The 15,538-nt window shown below is 69.4% G+C and carries 11 protein-coding genes; 6 read left to right on the plus strand and 5 right to left on the minus strand.

All coding sequences use genetic code 11. From position 1 onward, the window contains the following. The first annotated feature begins 82 nt into the window (after positions 1 to 82). From O9Y01_RS14110 to O9Y01_RS14120, 3 genes are all read left to right on the plus strand, one after another. The gene (locus tag O9Y01_RS14110; RefSeq protein WP_269632239.1) at positions 83 to 1,612 is read left to right on the plus strand and encodes a sensor histidine kinase; all 1,530 of its coding nucleotides are present in this window, start codon (positions 83 to 85) and stop codon (positions 1,610 to 1,612) included. Beyond that, positions 1,609 to 2,010 carry a hypothetical protein gene (locus O9Y01_RS14115; protein ID WP_269632240.1) on the plus strand — a complete coding sequence of 134 codons (402 nt, stop codon included), beginning with the start codon at positions 1,609 to 1,611 and terminating at the stop codon, positions 2,008 to 2,010. Before O9Y01_RS14110 ends, O9Y01_RS14115 begins: the two co-directional genes overlap by 4 nt. 71 nt (positions 2,011 to 2,081) lie before the next feature. Further along, a complete protein-coding gene (locus O9Y01_RS14120) occupies positions 2,082 to 2,936 on the plus strand; it encodes a LytR/AlgR family response regulator transcription factor (RefSeq protein WP_269632241.1) in 855 nt (284 codons plus the stop codon). On the opposite strand, the gene O9Y01_RS14125 is transcribed toward O9Y01_RS14120, so the two are convergent. Further along, the gene (locus O9Y01_RS14125) at positions 2,937 to 3,629 is read right to left on the minus strand and encodes a lysoplasmalogenase (RefSeq protein WP_269632242.1); all 693 of its coding nucleotides are present in this window, start codon (positions 3,627 to 3,629) and stop codon (positions 2,937 to 2,939) included. A 263-nt stretch (positions 3,630 to 3,892) separates the two neighbouring features. Here O9Y01_RS14125 and O9Y01_RS14130 point away from each other — a divergent pair, with 263 nt between their 5' ends. Together O9Y01_RS14130 and O9Y01_RS14135 are read left to right on the plus strand one after the other, a co-directional pair. Then, positions 3,893 to 5,404 carry an OmpP1/FadL family transporter gene (locus tag O9Y01_RS14130; protein WP_269632243.1) on the plus strand — a complete coding sequence of 504 codons (1,512 nt, stop codon included), beginning with the start codon at positions 3,893 to 3,895 and terminating at the stop codon, positions 5,402 to 5,404. A gap of 89 nt (positions 5,405 to 5,493) precedes the next feature. Beyond that, positions 5,494 to 7,818, plus strand: a complete 2,325-nt coding sequence (locus O9Y01_RS14135) for an alkaline phosphatase D family protein (protein WP_269632244.1) — start codon at positions 5,494 to 5,496, stop codon at positions 7,816 to 7,818. 130 nt (positions 7,819 to 7,948) lie between these two features. On the opposite strand, the gene O9Y01_RS14140 is transcribed toward O9Y01_RS14135, so the two are convergent. From O9Y01_RS14140 to O9Y01_RS14150, 3 genes are all read right to left on the minus strand, one after another. After that, complete coding sequence (locus O9Y01_RS14140) at positions 7,949 to 9,928, minus strand: PEP/pyruvate-binding domain-containing protein (RefSeq protein WP_269632245.1); 1,980 nt, start codon at positions 9,926 to 9,928, stop codon at positions 7,949 to 7,951. A 100-nt stretch (positions 9,929 to 10,028) separates the two neighbouring features. Next, complete coding sequence (locus O9Y01_RS14145) at positions 10,029 to 11,162, minus strand: Fic family protein (RefSeq protein ID WP_269632246.1); 1,134 nt, start codon at positions 11,160 to 11,162, stop codon at positions 10,029 to 10,031. 156 nt (positions 11,163 to 11,318) lie between these two features. Continuing rightward, entirely contained in the window at positions 11,319 to 13,388 is a 2,070-nt protein-coding gene (locus tag O9Y01_RS14150) for a UvrD-helicase domain-containing protein (protein ID WP_269632247.1), read from the minus strand. Between the two features lie 146 nt (positions 13,389 to 13,534). Between O9Y01_RS14150 and O9Y01_RS14155 the strand changes: the two genes are divergently transcribed. Next, the gene (locus O9Y01_RS14155; protein WP_269632248.1) at positions 13,535 to 14,350 is read left to right on the plus strand and encodes a substrate-binding periplasmic protein; all 816 of its coding nucleotides are present in this window, start codon (positions 13,535 to 13,537) and stop codon (positions 14,348 to 14,350) included. 45 nt (positions 14,351 to 14,395) lie between these two features. Here O9Y01_RS14155 and O9Y01_RS14160 read toward each other — a convergent pair whose 3' ends face one another. Then, the gene (locus O9Y01_RS14160; protein ID WP_269632249.1) at positions 14,396 to 15,448 is read right to left on the minus strand and encodes a hypothetical protein; all 1,053 of its coding nucleotides are present in this window, start codon (positions 15,446 to 15,448) and stop codon (positions 14,396 to 14,398) included. Positions 15,449 to 15,538: the final 90 nt, after the last annotated feature.

Raw genomic sequence — 15,538 nt, forward strand, 5'->3', positions numbered from 1 at the left:
CCGTGCAGCCTGTCGCCTGCGCCTGGGGCGCCCGGTGCGGCTTGCGTACAGTCCGTCTCAACAGCAAAAGCAGGTCCATTCCATGAACGCCCACCCCTCCCCCACCTGGTATGAGCATTGGCAGCGCTTCGCCCGGGCCAGCGTGCGTGGCTTCCACGTCTATGCCAGCTGGCTGGTGAGCATCAGCTGGCGGCGCTTCATCCTGCTGTCCATCCTGCTGATCATCGGCGCCAACATCCTCAGCAACATGCCGCCCTTCACCTGGCGCATCACCGAGCAGTACGAGGGCGCGCCGCCCGTCAAGAGCGTGACCAAGCCCAAGCCGGTGCCCAAGACGCCGCCCAGGATCACGCACAAGGACGAGGAATCGCTGGAGGAGTCCGCCCGCAAGATCGCCGAGAAGCTCGGCAAGGGTGAGGACGGCGTGCACCTGGACGTGGCCATCGACAAGCACGGCATCCGCATCGAGCAGCGCCCCAAGCCGGCGGCCGGCGCCAGCGCCCCGGCCTCGGCCGACAAGGCGGTGGAGGAAGGCGTGCACATCAACCTGCCCAATCTGGTGGTGCGGGTGCCCGTGGACAAGGCGGACAAGTCAGACAAGGCCGGCAAGCCCGCCAAGGTCGAGGTGAGCGAGGACGAGCTGCGCAGCCAGCTGGAGGAGGCGCTGAAGCAGTCCCAGGAGTCGGCACGCCAGCAGCTGGAGGAGGCACGCGCCGCCCGCGACGAGGCCGAGGACGCCCGCCGCCAGGTCCAGGAAGAGCTGGACAAGGCGCAGTCGGAGCTGGAGAAGATCCAGGAGGAGGCGAGCACCGGCTGGCACTCCCGCGTGCGGGTCATCCACTGGGGCGAGTTCCTGATCGACTTCTCCATCCTCTTCGTGCTGGCCTCGGCCCTGGTCAAGGCGACCTACAAGGGCCGCATCCAGGCCGAGGTGAAGGCGGCGCAGGCCACCGAGACGGCCGAGGCCGAGTCGCTCAAGCGCCAGGTCGTCGAGGCCCGCATGGCCGCGATGCAGGCGCAGGTGGAGCCGCATTTCCTCTTCAATACCCTGGCCTCCATTGATCACTTGATCGAGACCGACCCGCCGCGCGCCTCCCAGATGCAGCGCAACCTGATCGCCCTGCTGCGCGCCTCCATGCCCACCATGCGCGAGGCCAATGCCGCCGGCGTGCGTGACCTGGGCCGCGAGCTGGCGGTGATCCGGCCCTACCTCGAGATCCTCAAGGTACGCATGGAGGACCGGCTGCAGACCGAGATCGACGTGCCCGACGGGCTGCTCTCCGCCGAGTTCCCGCCCATGATGATCCAGAGCCTGGTCGAGAACGCCATCAAGCACGGCCTGGAGCCCAAGGCCGAGGGCGGCAGCCTCAAGGTGCGCGCCGAGGTGCTGCACGGCAAGCTGGCCATCACGGTGGCCGACACCGGCCTGGGCTTCGGCCGCGCCGCCACCGCCGGCACCGGCGTGGGCCTGGCCAACATCCGCGAACGACTCTCCCTGCTGTACGGCGGCCGCGCCAGCGTGACCATCGCCGCCAACCAGCCCTCCGGCACCGTGGTGACCATCACCGTGCCCTACCGCAGCCGCACCGACGAACAAGGAGCTTCCGCATGAGAACCCTCTTCAAGGCCTTCTTCATCCTCGCCCTGGGCGTGGTGCTGCTGAGCATCCTCGGTGGATTCAGCCTGGCGCACCATGTCTTCTCCGAGCCCGGCGTCCACATCGTCGTCAACGGTGACGAATGGACCGACCCGGACGTCGGCGACTTCATCGGCGCCATGATCGGCCTGGGCGTGGGCGGGCTGGTGTGCTTCATCGTGCTGCCCCTGGTGCTGCTCTTCGCGGTGGGCCTGCCCCTGCTGATCGTGGGTGGCGTGATCGGCCTGCTGGTGCTGGTGTTCTGCGGCGTGGGCGCGGTGGTGTTCTCGCCGGCCTTCCTGGTGATCCTGGTGCTGTGGCTGCTGCTGCGTCGCCCCAAGGCCCGAGGGGCCGCTCCGGCGCCCCGTCCCTGAGCGCCACCCGGGGCGGTCTACGGGTCAACCCGTAGCCCCGCCCGCCACCTGACGCCCTTAGCATCGCGCCCATGAACGACACCACCCAAGACAGCGCCGACGGCCGCATCCGCGCCGTGCTGGCCGACGACGAACGCCTGATGCGGGAGCAGCTGCGCAGCCGGCTGATGGAGGTCTGGCCCGAGCTGGACATCGTGGCCGAGGCCAAGAACGGCCTGGAAGCCGTCGAGCTGTGCCGCGAGCACCGCCCGGACCTGGTCTTCCTGGACATCCGCATGCCGGGCCTGACCGGCGTGGATGCCGCCCGCCAGATCGTGCAGCTCCCGGACGACGACAGCTGGCTGGTGCCCGAAATCGTCTTCATCACCGCCTACGACCAGTACGCCGTCGAGGCCTTCGAGCAGGGCGTGGCGGACTACGTGCTCAAGCCCGCCGAGCGCGAGCGCCTGGCCATCACCGTGGCGCGGGTCAAGAAGCGCCTGGCCCAGCGCAGCGAGGCCGAGGCCGGCGAGGCGCCCGCGGCCGCCCTGCCGGCCGGCCAGCCCATGCAGCAGCTGCTGCACAAGCTCTCGGCCCAGCTGAGTCCCGGCGGGGCGCCCAAGTACCTGCAGTGGATCCAGGCCACCGTGGGTCAGAGCATCCAGATGATCCCGGTCGAGGACGTGCTCTTCTTCATCTCCGACGAGAAGTACACCCGCGTCCAGACCGCCGGCATCGAGGCGCTGATCCGCAAGCCCATCAAGGAGCTGGTGGACGAGCTGGACCCGCAGCTGTTCTGGCAGATCCACCGCTCCACGCTGGTCAATGTGAAGGCCATCGCCGGCATCAGCCGGGACTTCCGCGGCCGCCAGCTGGTGGCCGTCAAGGGTCTCACCGAGAAGCTCGAGGTGAGCCGCAGCTACACCCACCTCTTCAAGGGCATGTGATCAGCCCGCTGCCTCGTCCGGCGCCCGCGCCGGGCGCAGGCTGGCCACGAAGCAGCACTGCGCCAGCCAGTAGGTGCTGAGGATCAGCAGCGTGGCCTGGGGCAGCTGCCCCGCGAAGGCGAACTTGTTGATCGCGATCATCGCGTCCGAGAACAGGAACAGCGTGCCGCCCCAGGCCGCGCGCCGCGCCAGGGCCTCGTCCGGCCCGCCCATGCTGCTGCGCCACCAGGCCCAGGCCTGGGAGGCCATGCTGGCCAGGCAGCCCACATAGACCAGCACGGGGATCCGCAGATCGCCCGGTATGCCCGGCCACAGCCGGTGCAGCACCGCGCCCGCCACCAGGGCGTAGAGCACGAAAGGCCACCAGGGCCGGCCGAAGCGCGAGCGCTGGCAGTAGCCCACGATGTAGCAGAGATGGGCGATCAGGAAGCTCACCAGGCCCGGCAGGAAGCCCGCCTCGGGCCACAGCAGGGCCACGTCCCCGCCCAGGGAGAACAGCAGCCCCCAGCGCAGCCAGCGGGCGGCCTGTGGGCTGTCCGCGCCACGGGGCCAGGCCCACAGCAGGATCAGGAGGGTGGTGAGCGGCTTGGCCGCGAAGCCCAGCTCGGGGTTCAGGCCCAGCCCGCCCAGCGCGGCGATGGCGATGCAGGCGGACACCAGGATGAGCAGAGGCAGCAGGAAGGGAGATCGCATGGCCGGCATTCTGGCCGCGGCGCGTGCCGTGCGGCGCCGGGGTTAGCCCGCAAGCCGCCGGTGAGGGCCGAGGACGCCCGGAGCCCCAGCACATTGTCGTTCTGGAGACAAGTCTCTAATCCGCCGCGATTCGTCGGCGGCGAACGACAGCCCCGGCATTTTCCCTCGCCCCCTTGCAACAAAGCCTTCGCAGAATCGGTCTCCCATGTGATCCCGGACAGCGACGCGTCGCTCTCCGTCACCACGACAAAGAGGAGACCTCCATGCACCGCATCCTGCAGGCTGGCGCGCGCGCGCACGCCGACCGCCCCCAACGCTCCGCCCCCCGCCTGCGCCTGCTGGCGCTTGCCGGCCTGGCCCTGTGCGCCGGCCAGGCCCTGGCCTCGGGCTACCGCTTCGGCACCCAGAGCGCGGCCTCCGAAGGCACGGCCAACTCCAACGGCGCGGAAGCCGTCGACGCCAGCACGATCTTCACCAACCCCGCCGGCCTGACCCGCCTGGGCAAGGGCTGGCATGTCAGCGGCGTGCTGGACTACGTGGACCCCAAGGTGAAGTTCACCGATGCCGGCTCCTACATCAGCCTGCCCGGCTCGGGCTTCCAGCCCAAGGCCACCTCGGTGGCCGGCGATGTGGTCGAGCCCACCAAGGCCACCTTCGTGCCGCACCTCTACGGCGCCTACAAGGCCTCGGACGATCTGGCCTACGGCCTGGGCATCTTCGTGCCTTCCGGCGCCAAGCTGGACTACCGCCCGGACTGGGGCGGCCGCTACAACGTCAACTTCGTGGAGCTGAAGTCGCTGGCCTTCAACCCCAATGTGGCCTGGAAGCCGGCCAAGCAGTTCTCGGTGTCCGCCGGCCTGACGCTGGAGTACATGCACGGCGACATCAAGCGCGCCGTGCCCTATGGCAACGCCTATGCCGCCGGCCTGCTGGCCGCGGCACAGCAGGCGGCCGCGGCGGGTGCCTCCGGCATCGCCGTGCAGCTGCAGCAGCAGGCGGCCCAGGTCTATGCCAATCCCATGTTCGACGGCGGCGTGCACGTCAAGGGCCAGGACTGGGGCCTGGGCATGAACCTGGCCCTGCTGTGGGACCTGGACGAGCAGACCCGCGTGGGCGTGGCCTGGCGCTCGGGCATCCGGCACAAGCTCAAGGGCAGTGCCGACTGGACCCAGCCGGCCACCCTGCCCGCCAACGTGCTGGCCGCCGCCACCGGCGCGCCCTATGACGGCAAGGGCAAGCTGGACCACAACGACTCCGGCGCCAGCCTGGAGGTGAAGACGCCGGACTCCGTGTCCTTCCACATCTTCCACCAGCTCAACAAGCGCTGGGCCCTGATGGCCGACACCACCTGGCACCGCCAGTCGACGCTGGAGGAGCTGCGCATCAAGTTCGACAGCACCACGCCGCCGTCCATCACGCCCGAGCACTGGAAGAACGTCTGGCGCGCCTCCGTCGGCGCCCAGTACCAGTTCAACGACAAGCTGACCCTGCGTGCCGGCGCCGCACGCGACAAGTCGCCCGTGCAGGGCCAGTACCGCGGAGCCGCCCTGCCGGATTCCGACCGCGACTGGCTGGCCTTCGGCATGAACTGGAAGTTCAGCGCCCAGACCAGCATCGACCTGGCCCTGGGCTATGTGAAGCTGAAGGACGCCCCCATGTCCATCACCGACGACGGCGAAGGCGAGAAGCCCTGCAACTGCAGCAACGCGACCGTGCGTGGCAACTACCAGAGCAAGGCCACCACGCTGGGCCTGCAGCTGAACCACAGCTTCTGAACGCTGTCTCGATACCGTCCCCTACCCGGACAAGACCTGACCCCGCGGGAGCCCCGGTGCTCCCGCCCTCATCCTGATTGGAGTCCCTCATGGACCGTCGCAATTTCCTGCGCCGTTCGGTCGTGCAGACCGGCGCCCTGATCACCGCTTCCTCCGCACTGGGCGGCCTCGCCGGCTGCATGGGCGGCGGTGACAACGGCAGCACCGTGCTGCCCCTGCCCGAGACCTTCCCCGGCAGCAGCACCCCGCTGCCCGAGACCGCATCCGCCAGCGGCGCCTACAAGTTCCCGCAGAGCGTGGCCTCGGGCGATCCGCGCAGCGATGGCGTGCTGCTGTGGGCCCGCGTGGTGCCGGCTGGCGCCGATGACATCACGCCCGCCAGCGTCGATGCCAATTTCAAGGTCCGCCTGCGCATCACCGCCGCCGACAACAGCGCCCTGCTGGGCAGCAACACCGCCCTGGCCGGCAGCTTCGATGCCGACCTTGAAGTGCCGGTCTACGCCTTCTATGACAACACCCTGCGCCACCGCATCAGCGGCCTGAAGGCGGCGACCACCTACTTCTACCAGTTCCAGGCCGGCGACAGCCGCTCCAAGGTGGGCCGCTTCAAGACCGCCCCCGCGACCGACGCCGACATCGACAGCCTCAAGTTCGCCTTCACCACCTGCCAGGACTGGAGCGTGAACCACTGGGCCGGCATGGTCGAGCTGGCCAAGGAGCCGGTGGACTTCGTCGTGCATCTGGGCGACTACATCTACGAAGCCGTGGGTGCGGACTACCAGGCCGGCGGCGTCGAGCCCGCCCACACCGCCCTGCTGCTGCCCAATGGCAGCGACCTGCCCGGCAAGGGCAAGTACGCCACCACCCTGGCTGACTACCGCTACCTCTACAAGCGCTACCGCAGCGACCCGCGCCTGCAGGCCGTGCACGAGCGCTTCGCCTTCGTGCCCATCTGGGACGACCACGAGTTCTCCGACGACTGCTGGCAGGACCGCGAGACCTACGACAACGGCACGTTCAACGCCGCCACCTCGGTGGGCGACAACACCGCCCAGACCTCGCGCCGCCGCTCGGCGAGCCAGGCCTGGTTCGAGTTCATGCCGGCCGACGTCAGCTTCACGCTGGACCCGGGCTACGGCATCAGCAACATCCGCATCTACCGTGAGCTGAAGTTCGGCAAGCTGATGCACCTGGTGATGACGGACCAGCGCCTCTACCGCGCCGACCACCTCATCCCCGAGGCCGCCCCCAACCCGCTGACCGGCCAGGCCATCGGCTCCATCGGCGCCCGCTACATGGTGCCCGAGACCACGCTCAACGCCGTCGAGGCCGCCAAGCTGGCCGCCGGCAAGCAGCTGCCCGACCCGCTGGGTCTGGTGAGCGTGCTGGGCGCCGCCCAGCGCCAGTGGTTCCTGCAGACCCTCACGGCGTCGACCGCCCAGTGGAAGATCTGGGGCAACGAGACCTCGCTGCTGAAGATGAGCGTGGACGGCGCCGCCCTGCCCACCGCCCCCGCGGCCTTCAAGCAGCGCTTCATCCTCAACGCCGACCAGTGGGACGGCTACAACGCCGAACGCCAGGCGCTGATGAAGCACATCGTGGACAACAAGATCAGCAACGTGGTGGCCGTCACCGGTGACATCCACGCCTTCTACGCCGGCCAGGTGATGGTCGACTACAAGGCCGCGACGCCCGTGCCCGCCATGGTGGACCTGGTCACCGCCGGCATGTCCTCCAACAGCTTCTTCAGCTACTTCCTGGGCGCCGCCAGCCAGCCGGGCTTCAGCGACCTCAAGCCCCTGGTGGCCACCAGTGAGGCCGAGGCCGAAGGCATCGCGATCAAGATGCTGTCGGCCGGCATCGCGCAGGCCGCGGGCGTGACCGACCTCAGCAACACGGCCGCCGTCCAGGCAGCGGTGATGGGCGCCATCCAGGCAGGCAAGCTGCCGGCCGCCGCGGTGCAGCCCACGCCGGGTCTGTCCACGGCCATCATCAACACCTTCGACGAGACCCTCACGGGTGGCATGGGCGGCGTGATCGCCGGCACCATCGCCATGCTGGCCGCGACCAGCCGCTCGGCTGCGGCGATGACGCTCTACGGCCTGATCCAGCAGAAGCTGGCCGCAGCGCTGGGCATCCCGCCTGCGTCCGTGCCTTCCAGCGAGATCGTCAAGCGCCTGAACCCGCTGGCCAACGCCACGACCGGCGCCGCCCCCGCGCTCAACAACCCCTGGATCAAGCATGCCGACACGGATGCCCAGGGCTATGCGGTGGTGAGCCTGTCCAAGACCGAGCTGGTCTGCCAGTTCAAGAAGGTCAAGCGCCTGAGCGGCGGCGCCGCGCCCACCGACGCCATCGCCAGCGTCAAGACCGTGCGCGTGCCCAGCGGCAGCGCCACGCTGACGGTGAGCTGAGTCCCCGCGACCCGCTCATGCAAGGGGCTGCCTTCGGGCAGCCCTTTTTCATGGCGGCGCGCGTGCGCAAGCCGCAAGGCAAGACCTGACCCCGTCAGGCGCTTGCCCCCGTCAGGCGCTCAGTAGGCGCTCAGTAGGCGCTGCGCTGCACGAAGGGCCGCGCCTGCAGCATCACCAGGCGGCCTTCGCCGTCGATGGCCCATTCGATGTCCTGCGCCACGCCGCCCAGCTCGCGGCGGATGGCCAGGGCCAGGCGCGAGAGGGCCAGCACCTGCGCGTCCTGCAGCACCGCAGCCGAGGCCACGGCCACTTCCTTCAGGCCGCCGGACTCGTCCAGGCGCAGCTCGGTGCTTTCCGCCGAGCTGGAGAGGCGCTCGATGGCGCCGCTGCGCTCGTCGTAGAGCGCCTGCTCGGCAATGCGCTTGCCCTCCACCACCTTGATGCCGATGCCCCGCTTCGCCGAGACATAGACCACGCCGCTGCGCGTGGCGTCGAAGGGGTCGCGGGTGATCATCACGCCGGACATGCGCGAGTCCACGGCCTTCTGCACGAGGACGGCCATCTGCACCTGTTCATGCCGCAGGCCGGCCTGGCGCCGGGCCTCGAAGGCCTCGGCATTCCAGACCGAGGCCCAGACGGTCTTGACCGCGCGGGCCAGTTCGGTGCGCACATTGGGCACGGTGCTGTAGAGCCCGGCACCGCTGAAATTGGCCAGGTCTTCCGAATTCGACGAGCTGCGGACGAAGACCCCCGCGCGGCCCAGCTGCCGCTCCCATTGCTGCTCCCACTGCGCCTCCAGCCCGGCGGGCAGGGGCATGGTGAGCAGGTCCTCGCGCAGGCGGGCGAGCACGGCGCGGCGCTGGCCGGGGCTGCCCTCGAAGCCGCCTTCCGACAGCGCCTGGGCCACCCGCGCCTTCACCACGGGCTGGGCCATGAAGGCCGCGAAAGCGCCGTAGGGGATGCAGAAGCCATCCGGCACCGGCGCCGTGGCCGGCAGCCGGCCCTGCGACTGCAGCCATTGCAGCTCGCCCAGGCGCGCGGCCTTGCCGCCACAGGCGCTCATGTCCTTCAGGCGCATCTGCGCCAGGGGCAGAGGCTGCTGGCGGCGCAGGTCCGGCGCACTCAGCAGGCGCGCCTTGGCCTGACGCGCCACCGGGCGCCAGCCGGCGGGCGCCTCGGCGCGCGCCTCGATCCGCTGGCTGCCACGCCGTACGTCGAGCCACACCGTCTGCCCGTCCAGGCCCTGCAGCTGCTGCCAGGCGTCCTTGAGGTAGAGGTTGGGAATGCCCCAGCCCTTGGCCAGGAGGTTGACGTGCGAGAGCGCCGTCGAGGGCGAGGCCAGGATCACGCCGGCCACCGGCGGCAGCGCCAGCGGGGCCTCGCGCAGCACGACGATGTCCTCCGGCGCCAGGTCGTCGACCTGCTCGATGTCCTCCACCAGGCGCAGCCGGCCAAAGGCACGGCCCGGGTTGTAGGCCAGCGCGCTGCGGCCGGCGATGAGCTGGGCCTGCGTCACCGCCTCGATGCCGGCCTCCTGCGCCACCTGCTCGTGCTGGGCGGCATTGGCCTTGAAGCGCAGGGGCGCGAAGCTCATGTCGCGAGCCAGCACCGCCTGCGCCGTGCGCAGCAGCTCGGGCGTCTGGCGGTCGCCCTCCCAGAATTCGTAGACAAAGCCCTTGAGCTGCGGCTGCCAGCTGACCATGCCCAGAATGAATCGCCGCTGCGGCTGCTGGTAGAGCCGCGTGCGCACGCCCGGCTCCCAGCTGGTCACCAGATGGCGCGCCTTGAGGAAGTCCTCATGCAGGGCATGGCGCCGCGTGTTGACGAAATAGACCTTGCCCTGCGCCGCCTGCCGGTCGATCACGAACAGCACATGCGGCTGCGCCTCGGGCGTGCCCGGGTCGTAGACGCGGGCCATGCGGTCGAAGCTGGCGCGGTCCGGCAGCTCGCTCAGGAAGGGCGCGGGGTCGGGCGCCAACGCCAGCTGAGGCCGACCGATGCGCTGGGCGACGAGGGCGGAGGGCTTGGATTCGGTCTGGGCGTGGGCGGGGCCCATGACGGCCATGGCAGTGGCCAGAGGCAGGATGGCAAGACAAAGTCGAAACGACATGAGGCAGAAAGTTGCTGTGCTTGGAAGCAGTGCGGGCCGGCGAACGATCCACACCATGTTTACTTTGAGTGCCACCTAAGGTAAAGAAAACGCATTTCCTTTAACTTACGAACAAGCTGAGGTAGCGATCAAAGACATAGACGCGCCCCTTCTGGCGCCCCGTGTTCTCGCGCAAGAGGCCCAGACGCTCGAATTCGCGGATCAAGACGTTGGCCGTTGGGCTGCTGATGCCCAGCTCGGCCACCAACTGCCCGGCCGTGACCACAGGCTTGCGGTAGAGCAGGTGCAGCGCCTCGCGGGCGGTCGCACTTCGCTTGCCCAGGCTCATCACCTGCTGCTCGACTTCAGTGCGCAACTGCAGGACCGCCCGGAACACATCCCGTCCCTTGCGTGCGGTCTCGGCCACGCCGCTCAGGAAGAAGCGCATCCAGTGAATGAGGTCATGGCTGGTCCGCACCCGCATCAGGGCGTCGTAGTAGCTGGCCCGGTTGCGCTCGAAGAAGTCTGAGAGGTACAGCGAGGGCTTGGCCAGAATGCCGCAGCTCACGAGGTACAGCGGAATCATCAGCCGCCCGATCCGTCCGTTGCCGTCCAGGAACGGGTGGATGGTCTCGAACTGGTAGTGCGCCAGCGCGATCCGCACCAGGTGCGGCACGGCCACCGCCTCGTTGTGAAGGAACTTCTCCAAGTCGCTCATCAGCTCGGCCACGCCTTCATGATGCGGAGGGATGAAGGCGGCGTCCTGGAGGCTGGAGCCGTCGATCCAATTCTGGCTGCTGCGGAACTCGCCCGGCTGCTTGTGCTCCCCGCGCACGCCCTGCATCAACGTGGCATGCGTCTGCCTGAGCAGGCGATTGGACAGAGGCAGCTCGGCCAGGGCGGCGACGGCCGTGTTCACTGCGTCGATGTAGTTGTGCACCTCTCGCCAGTCATCGCGCTTCTCGGGCAGCACCTGCTCCTCGGGCAGCAGGGCCTCGTCCATCTCGGTCTGCGTGCCCTCGATGCGGCTGGAGGTCTGCGCCTCCTTGACCACATGCATCTGGATGAAAAGATCGACGTCGGGAACGATCAACGAAAAGGCGTTGAGCTCCCCCAGCGCCCGGTTCGCCTGCTCCAGGAGCACCGCGATGTGCGGGTCCTCCCACTGCCATTCACCGTTGATGGGCGTGGGTTCGAAGCTCTTGTACTGGTAGCGCGGCATCCATTGGCCGGCAACAAAGGTCTCGAATCTCATGCGGGGCGCGCTCCTGCCGCAGGGCGGGGGGATCATGCGATACCAGCAGGCCGAACTGCAGCCGCGCTTGGGGGTGGCCGCATTGTCTGCGCAAAGGGAAGGCGCCGACAGCACCGGCAAGGCGCGGCACCCCTCGCATGACGGGCAGCGGCCCCTTCAGCGCTCGTTCTGCTTCGCCGCCGCCGCCGCGGCCGCAGCCTTGGCCGCCAGCTCCTCGCGCATGCGCTTGAGCTTCTCGCGCGGGTCTTCCTTGATGCCGGACTCGTGCAAGCGCATCTCCGCGATGAAGCGGCTGGGGATGCCCATCACCATCTCGCGGGCCTTCTTGCGGCGGCGCAGGGTGCTCACGGCCAGCGTGGTGCGGGCGCGGGTGATGCCCACGTACATGAGGCGGCGTTCCTCCTCCAGGCGCTGGGCGGTCATCTCCTCGTCGTCGGCCTTGAAGGGCAGCAGGCCCTCGTTGACGCCGGCCAGGAAGACATGCGGCCACTCCAGGCCCTTGGAGGCATGCAGGGTGGTCAGCACGACCTGGTCCTGCTCCTCGCCGCGCTCGGAGAGCGAGAGGATCACGCTGATGGTCTGGGCGACCTGCAGCACCGTCTGCTTGGGCTCCTCGAAGGTGGCGCCGCCGTCCTGGGCCAGCTGGCCGCCGCAGCGCTTGGCCACCCAGTCGACGAAATCGAGGACGTTGCTCCAGCGCGCGGCGGCGGCCTTCTCGTTCTCGTCGTTGTCGTAGAGGTGCTGCTCGTAGCCGATGTCCTTGAGCCACTCCAGCATCAGCGTCTTGGCGTCCTCGGCGCCCTCGGTATGGCGGGCGCGGTACTCGAGGTCATTGAGGTAGCGGCCGAACTCGTGCAGGGAACCGATGGCCTTCTTGTTGAGCACGGTGGACAGCGAATCCGAGAACAGCGCCTCGTACATGCTGATCTTCCACCGGCCCGCGAACTGGCTCAATGCGCCCAGCGTGGTGTGGCCGATGCCGCGCTTGGGCGTGGTCACGGCGCGCAGGAAGGCGGGGTCGTCGTCCTGGTTGACCAGGAGGCGCAGCCAGGCGCAGAGGTCCTTGATCTCGCTCTTGTCGAAGAAGCTCTGGCCGCCGCTGACCTTGTAGGGAATCTCGGCCCGGCGCAGGGCCTGCTCGAAGATGCGCGCCTGGTGATTGGCGCGGTAGAGGATGGCGAAGTCGGCGAACTTGACCTTGGCCCCGAGGCTGGCCCGGATGGCCTGGATGCGGGCCACGGCGCGCTCGGCCTCGTGCTCCTCGCCGTCGGCCTCGACCAGGGCGATGGGCTCGCCGTCGCCGTACTCGCTCCACAGCTTCTTCTGGAAGAGCTTGGGATTGGTCTCGATGACGTTGTTGGCCGCGCGCAGGATGGCGCCGGTGGAGCGGTAGTTCTGCTCCAGCGGGATGATCTTGAGATTGGGGTAGTCGACCGGCAGGCGCTTGAGGTTCTCGATGGTGGCGCCACGCCAGCCATAGATGCTCTGGTCGTCGTCGCCCACGGCAGTGAACATGCCGCGCTCGCCCACGATGGCCTTGAGCAGCTCGTACTGCACGGAGTTGGTGTCCTGGTATTCATCCACCAGCACATAGCGCAGGGTGTCCTGCCACTTGCCGCGGGCCTCGGCGTCCTCGGTGAGCAGCTTCAGGGGCAGGCTGATGAGGTCGTCGAAGTCCACCGCCTGGTAGGCGGCCAGGCGCTCCTGGTAGCGGCCCATCACGACGGCGGCCACGCGCTCCTGCTCGTCCTTGGCGGCCTTGAGCGCCATCTCGGCGTTCAGGCCCATGTTCTTCCACAGCGAGATGGTCCATTGCCACTGCTTGGCCATGTTGGCGTCGGTGGTGCCGCCGGCATCGCGCAGCACGCCCAGGACGTCGTCGCTGTCCAGGATGGAGAACTGCTCCTTCAGGCCCACCCGCGTGCCCTCCTCGCGCAGCAGGCGCACGCCCAGGGAGTGGAAGGTGGAGATGGCCAGGTCCTTGGCCGCCCGCGCGCCCACCAGGCCCTTGGCCCGCTCGCGCATTTCCTGCGCGGCCTTGTTGGTGAAGGTGATGGCAGCGATGTTCTTCGCCTGGTAGCCGGCCTGCAGCAGGCGGGCGATCTTGGTGGTGATGACGCGGGTCTTGCCCGAACCCGCACCGGCCACGACCAGGCAGGGCCCGTGCAGGTGGTGCACGGCTTCGAGCTGGGCGGGATTCAGGGTGGCGGTGGGATCGGCGGACATGGCGGCTGGGGCTGATCCGGCGCCCTCGGCACCGGGCCGCGAATCATACAAGCCGCCCCTGACAGCCCTGCTGCCACTCGGTGCCAGGGCTGACAGCCGCCCTGCCCCTCCCTATCATCTGCCCACCTGGACAGGGAAGGTGCCTCATGATGGGTCGCTGGTGGGGATGGGTGGCAGGCCTGTGCGTCGTGGTGATGGCGTCTGGCGCCATGGCGCAGGAGGTCCTGGCCGTGGGCACCAGCTTTCCCCGGCTGTTCATGCCCGTGCCGGGCAATCCGCCGGAGGGCCTGGCGGTGGAGCTGCTGCAGGCCGTCGCCCAGCAGCGGGGCTGGCAGCTGCGCTTCGAGCACTACCCCTGGCCGCGCGCCCAGGCCATGGTCGAGCATGGCCAGGCCCAGATCCTCATCGGCCCCTACCGCACGCCCGAGCGCGAGCAGCGCTTCGTCTTCGCGCCCTCGGCCTTCTACGAGGACCGCCTGGTCTTCTACGGCGGCCCCGCGCCGCGCCCGCACTGGCAGGGGGACTACCGCGCCCTGGCCGGCCTGGAGATCGCGCAGGTGGCCGGCTGGGCCTATGGCGAGGCCTTCGAGCAGGCCCGCCCCCTGCTGCGGCTGACCACGGTGCGCGACGTGGAGACCGGCCTGCGCATGCTGCGCACCGGCCGCGTGGCCCTGCTGGCCACCAATGAGCGCAACACCCAGCCGGTCCTGGCCAATCTGGGCCTGCTGCAGCAGCTGGGTCCCGTGGAGGGGCCCGCCATCGGCCAGCTGCGCGGGCATTTCGCCTGCTCGCGCCAGCCGCCCGCGCCCGCCCTGTGCGAGACACTGGAGCTGGCCCTGCAGCAGCTCAGGCGCACGGGCGAATGGCCGCGGCTCAACCAGAAATGGGGCGTGGGCCTGCCGGAGGTGGACGGCGCCAGCAATGCGCTGTGGCGCCTGCCGGCGCGGGCCTACAGCCCCTGAACCTCGGGAGGCGCTCGCCCGGCCAGGGCACGGGGCCTGCCGCCCTCAGCCGCGCAGGTGGCTCATCGCCCACAGGGCCAGGCCCAGCACGCCCAGGGCGCCGACGACGATGCCCGGCAGCAGCCACTGGCGCCAGGCCGGCCGCCGCGGCGGTGCCTGCTTGCGGCTGGGCTTGATGCGCGGCATGGACAGCGTGGGCGTGGGCGGCAGCGGCGAGGGCACCTCGCCGGCCAGCCAGGCGCGGATGTCATCCGCCAGGGCCTTGGCCGTGGTGTAGCGCTCCATCATGCTGGCCGCGGTGGACTTGCTGAGCATGGCGTCCAGGGCCTGGCGCTCGCCGAGGCTCAGGCTCACCCAGGCCGCCAGCGAATGCACCGGCGCGCCCAGGTGGCCGACGATGAGGCTGTCGCTGCCCGGCAGGCGGCCGTTGACCAGCAGGCACATGAGCATGCCCACCGCATAGGCCTCGCTGGCCAGGTGGGGCGGCTGGCCGTCCAGCTGTTCGGGAGCGAGCAGGGGAATGGCAGCCGAGCTGTAGCCGAAGTCACCCGGGCCCTCGACGGCCATCATGGGCGCCAGGCCCTGGCCCATCAGGCGCAGGCGCTGCTCGGGCGAAAGCCACAGCGTGCCCGGGTCCAGCTCGCGCAGGACCTGGCCGTGCTCGTGCAGCACTTCCAGCAGGTCGCAGAGGTCGCAGACCAGCTCCAGGCGCTTGCGCAGGGGCAGCTCCGCGGCGGCGGGCAGCAGGGGCTGGCCCTCCATCCAGCGCAGCACCACGTAGGGCAGGCCGTCGGCGGTGAGGCCGCTGTCCTGGGGCAGGGAGATGTCGATGTGACGCAGGCTCTGCAGGCCGGGCTGCTCCTCGGCGAAGCGCAGCAGCACCAGGGCGGCATCGGCGGCCTGCTCATAGACCAGCACCGCCACCTGCTGCTCCGGCGCCAGCGTGTGCTCGCCCCGGTACCAGTGCCCGGAGGCGCAGACCTGGATGTCCTCGACGATGCGCCAGACACCCAGGCGCTCGCCGACCGGCAGCACATGCAGGGGGGAGTCGAGGTCGGGCGGCGCGGTGGCCGGCCCTTCGGGCAGCGGAGCGTTCATACAGATTGCAGGCGTAAATGTAAGCGCCAGCGCACAAAGACGGTCCCCCCCTTTTCAGCTGGATACAAGCCCGTATTGCGATACTCGCGC

Origin of the sequence: Pelomonas sp. BJYL3, assembly GCF_027257975.1 — a bacterium.
GTDB classification, from domain to species: Bacteria; Pseudomonadota; Gammaproteobacteria; order Burkholderiales; family Burkholderiaceae_C; genus Roseateles_B; species Roseateles_B flavus.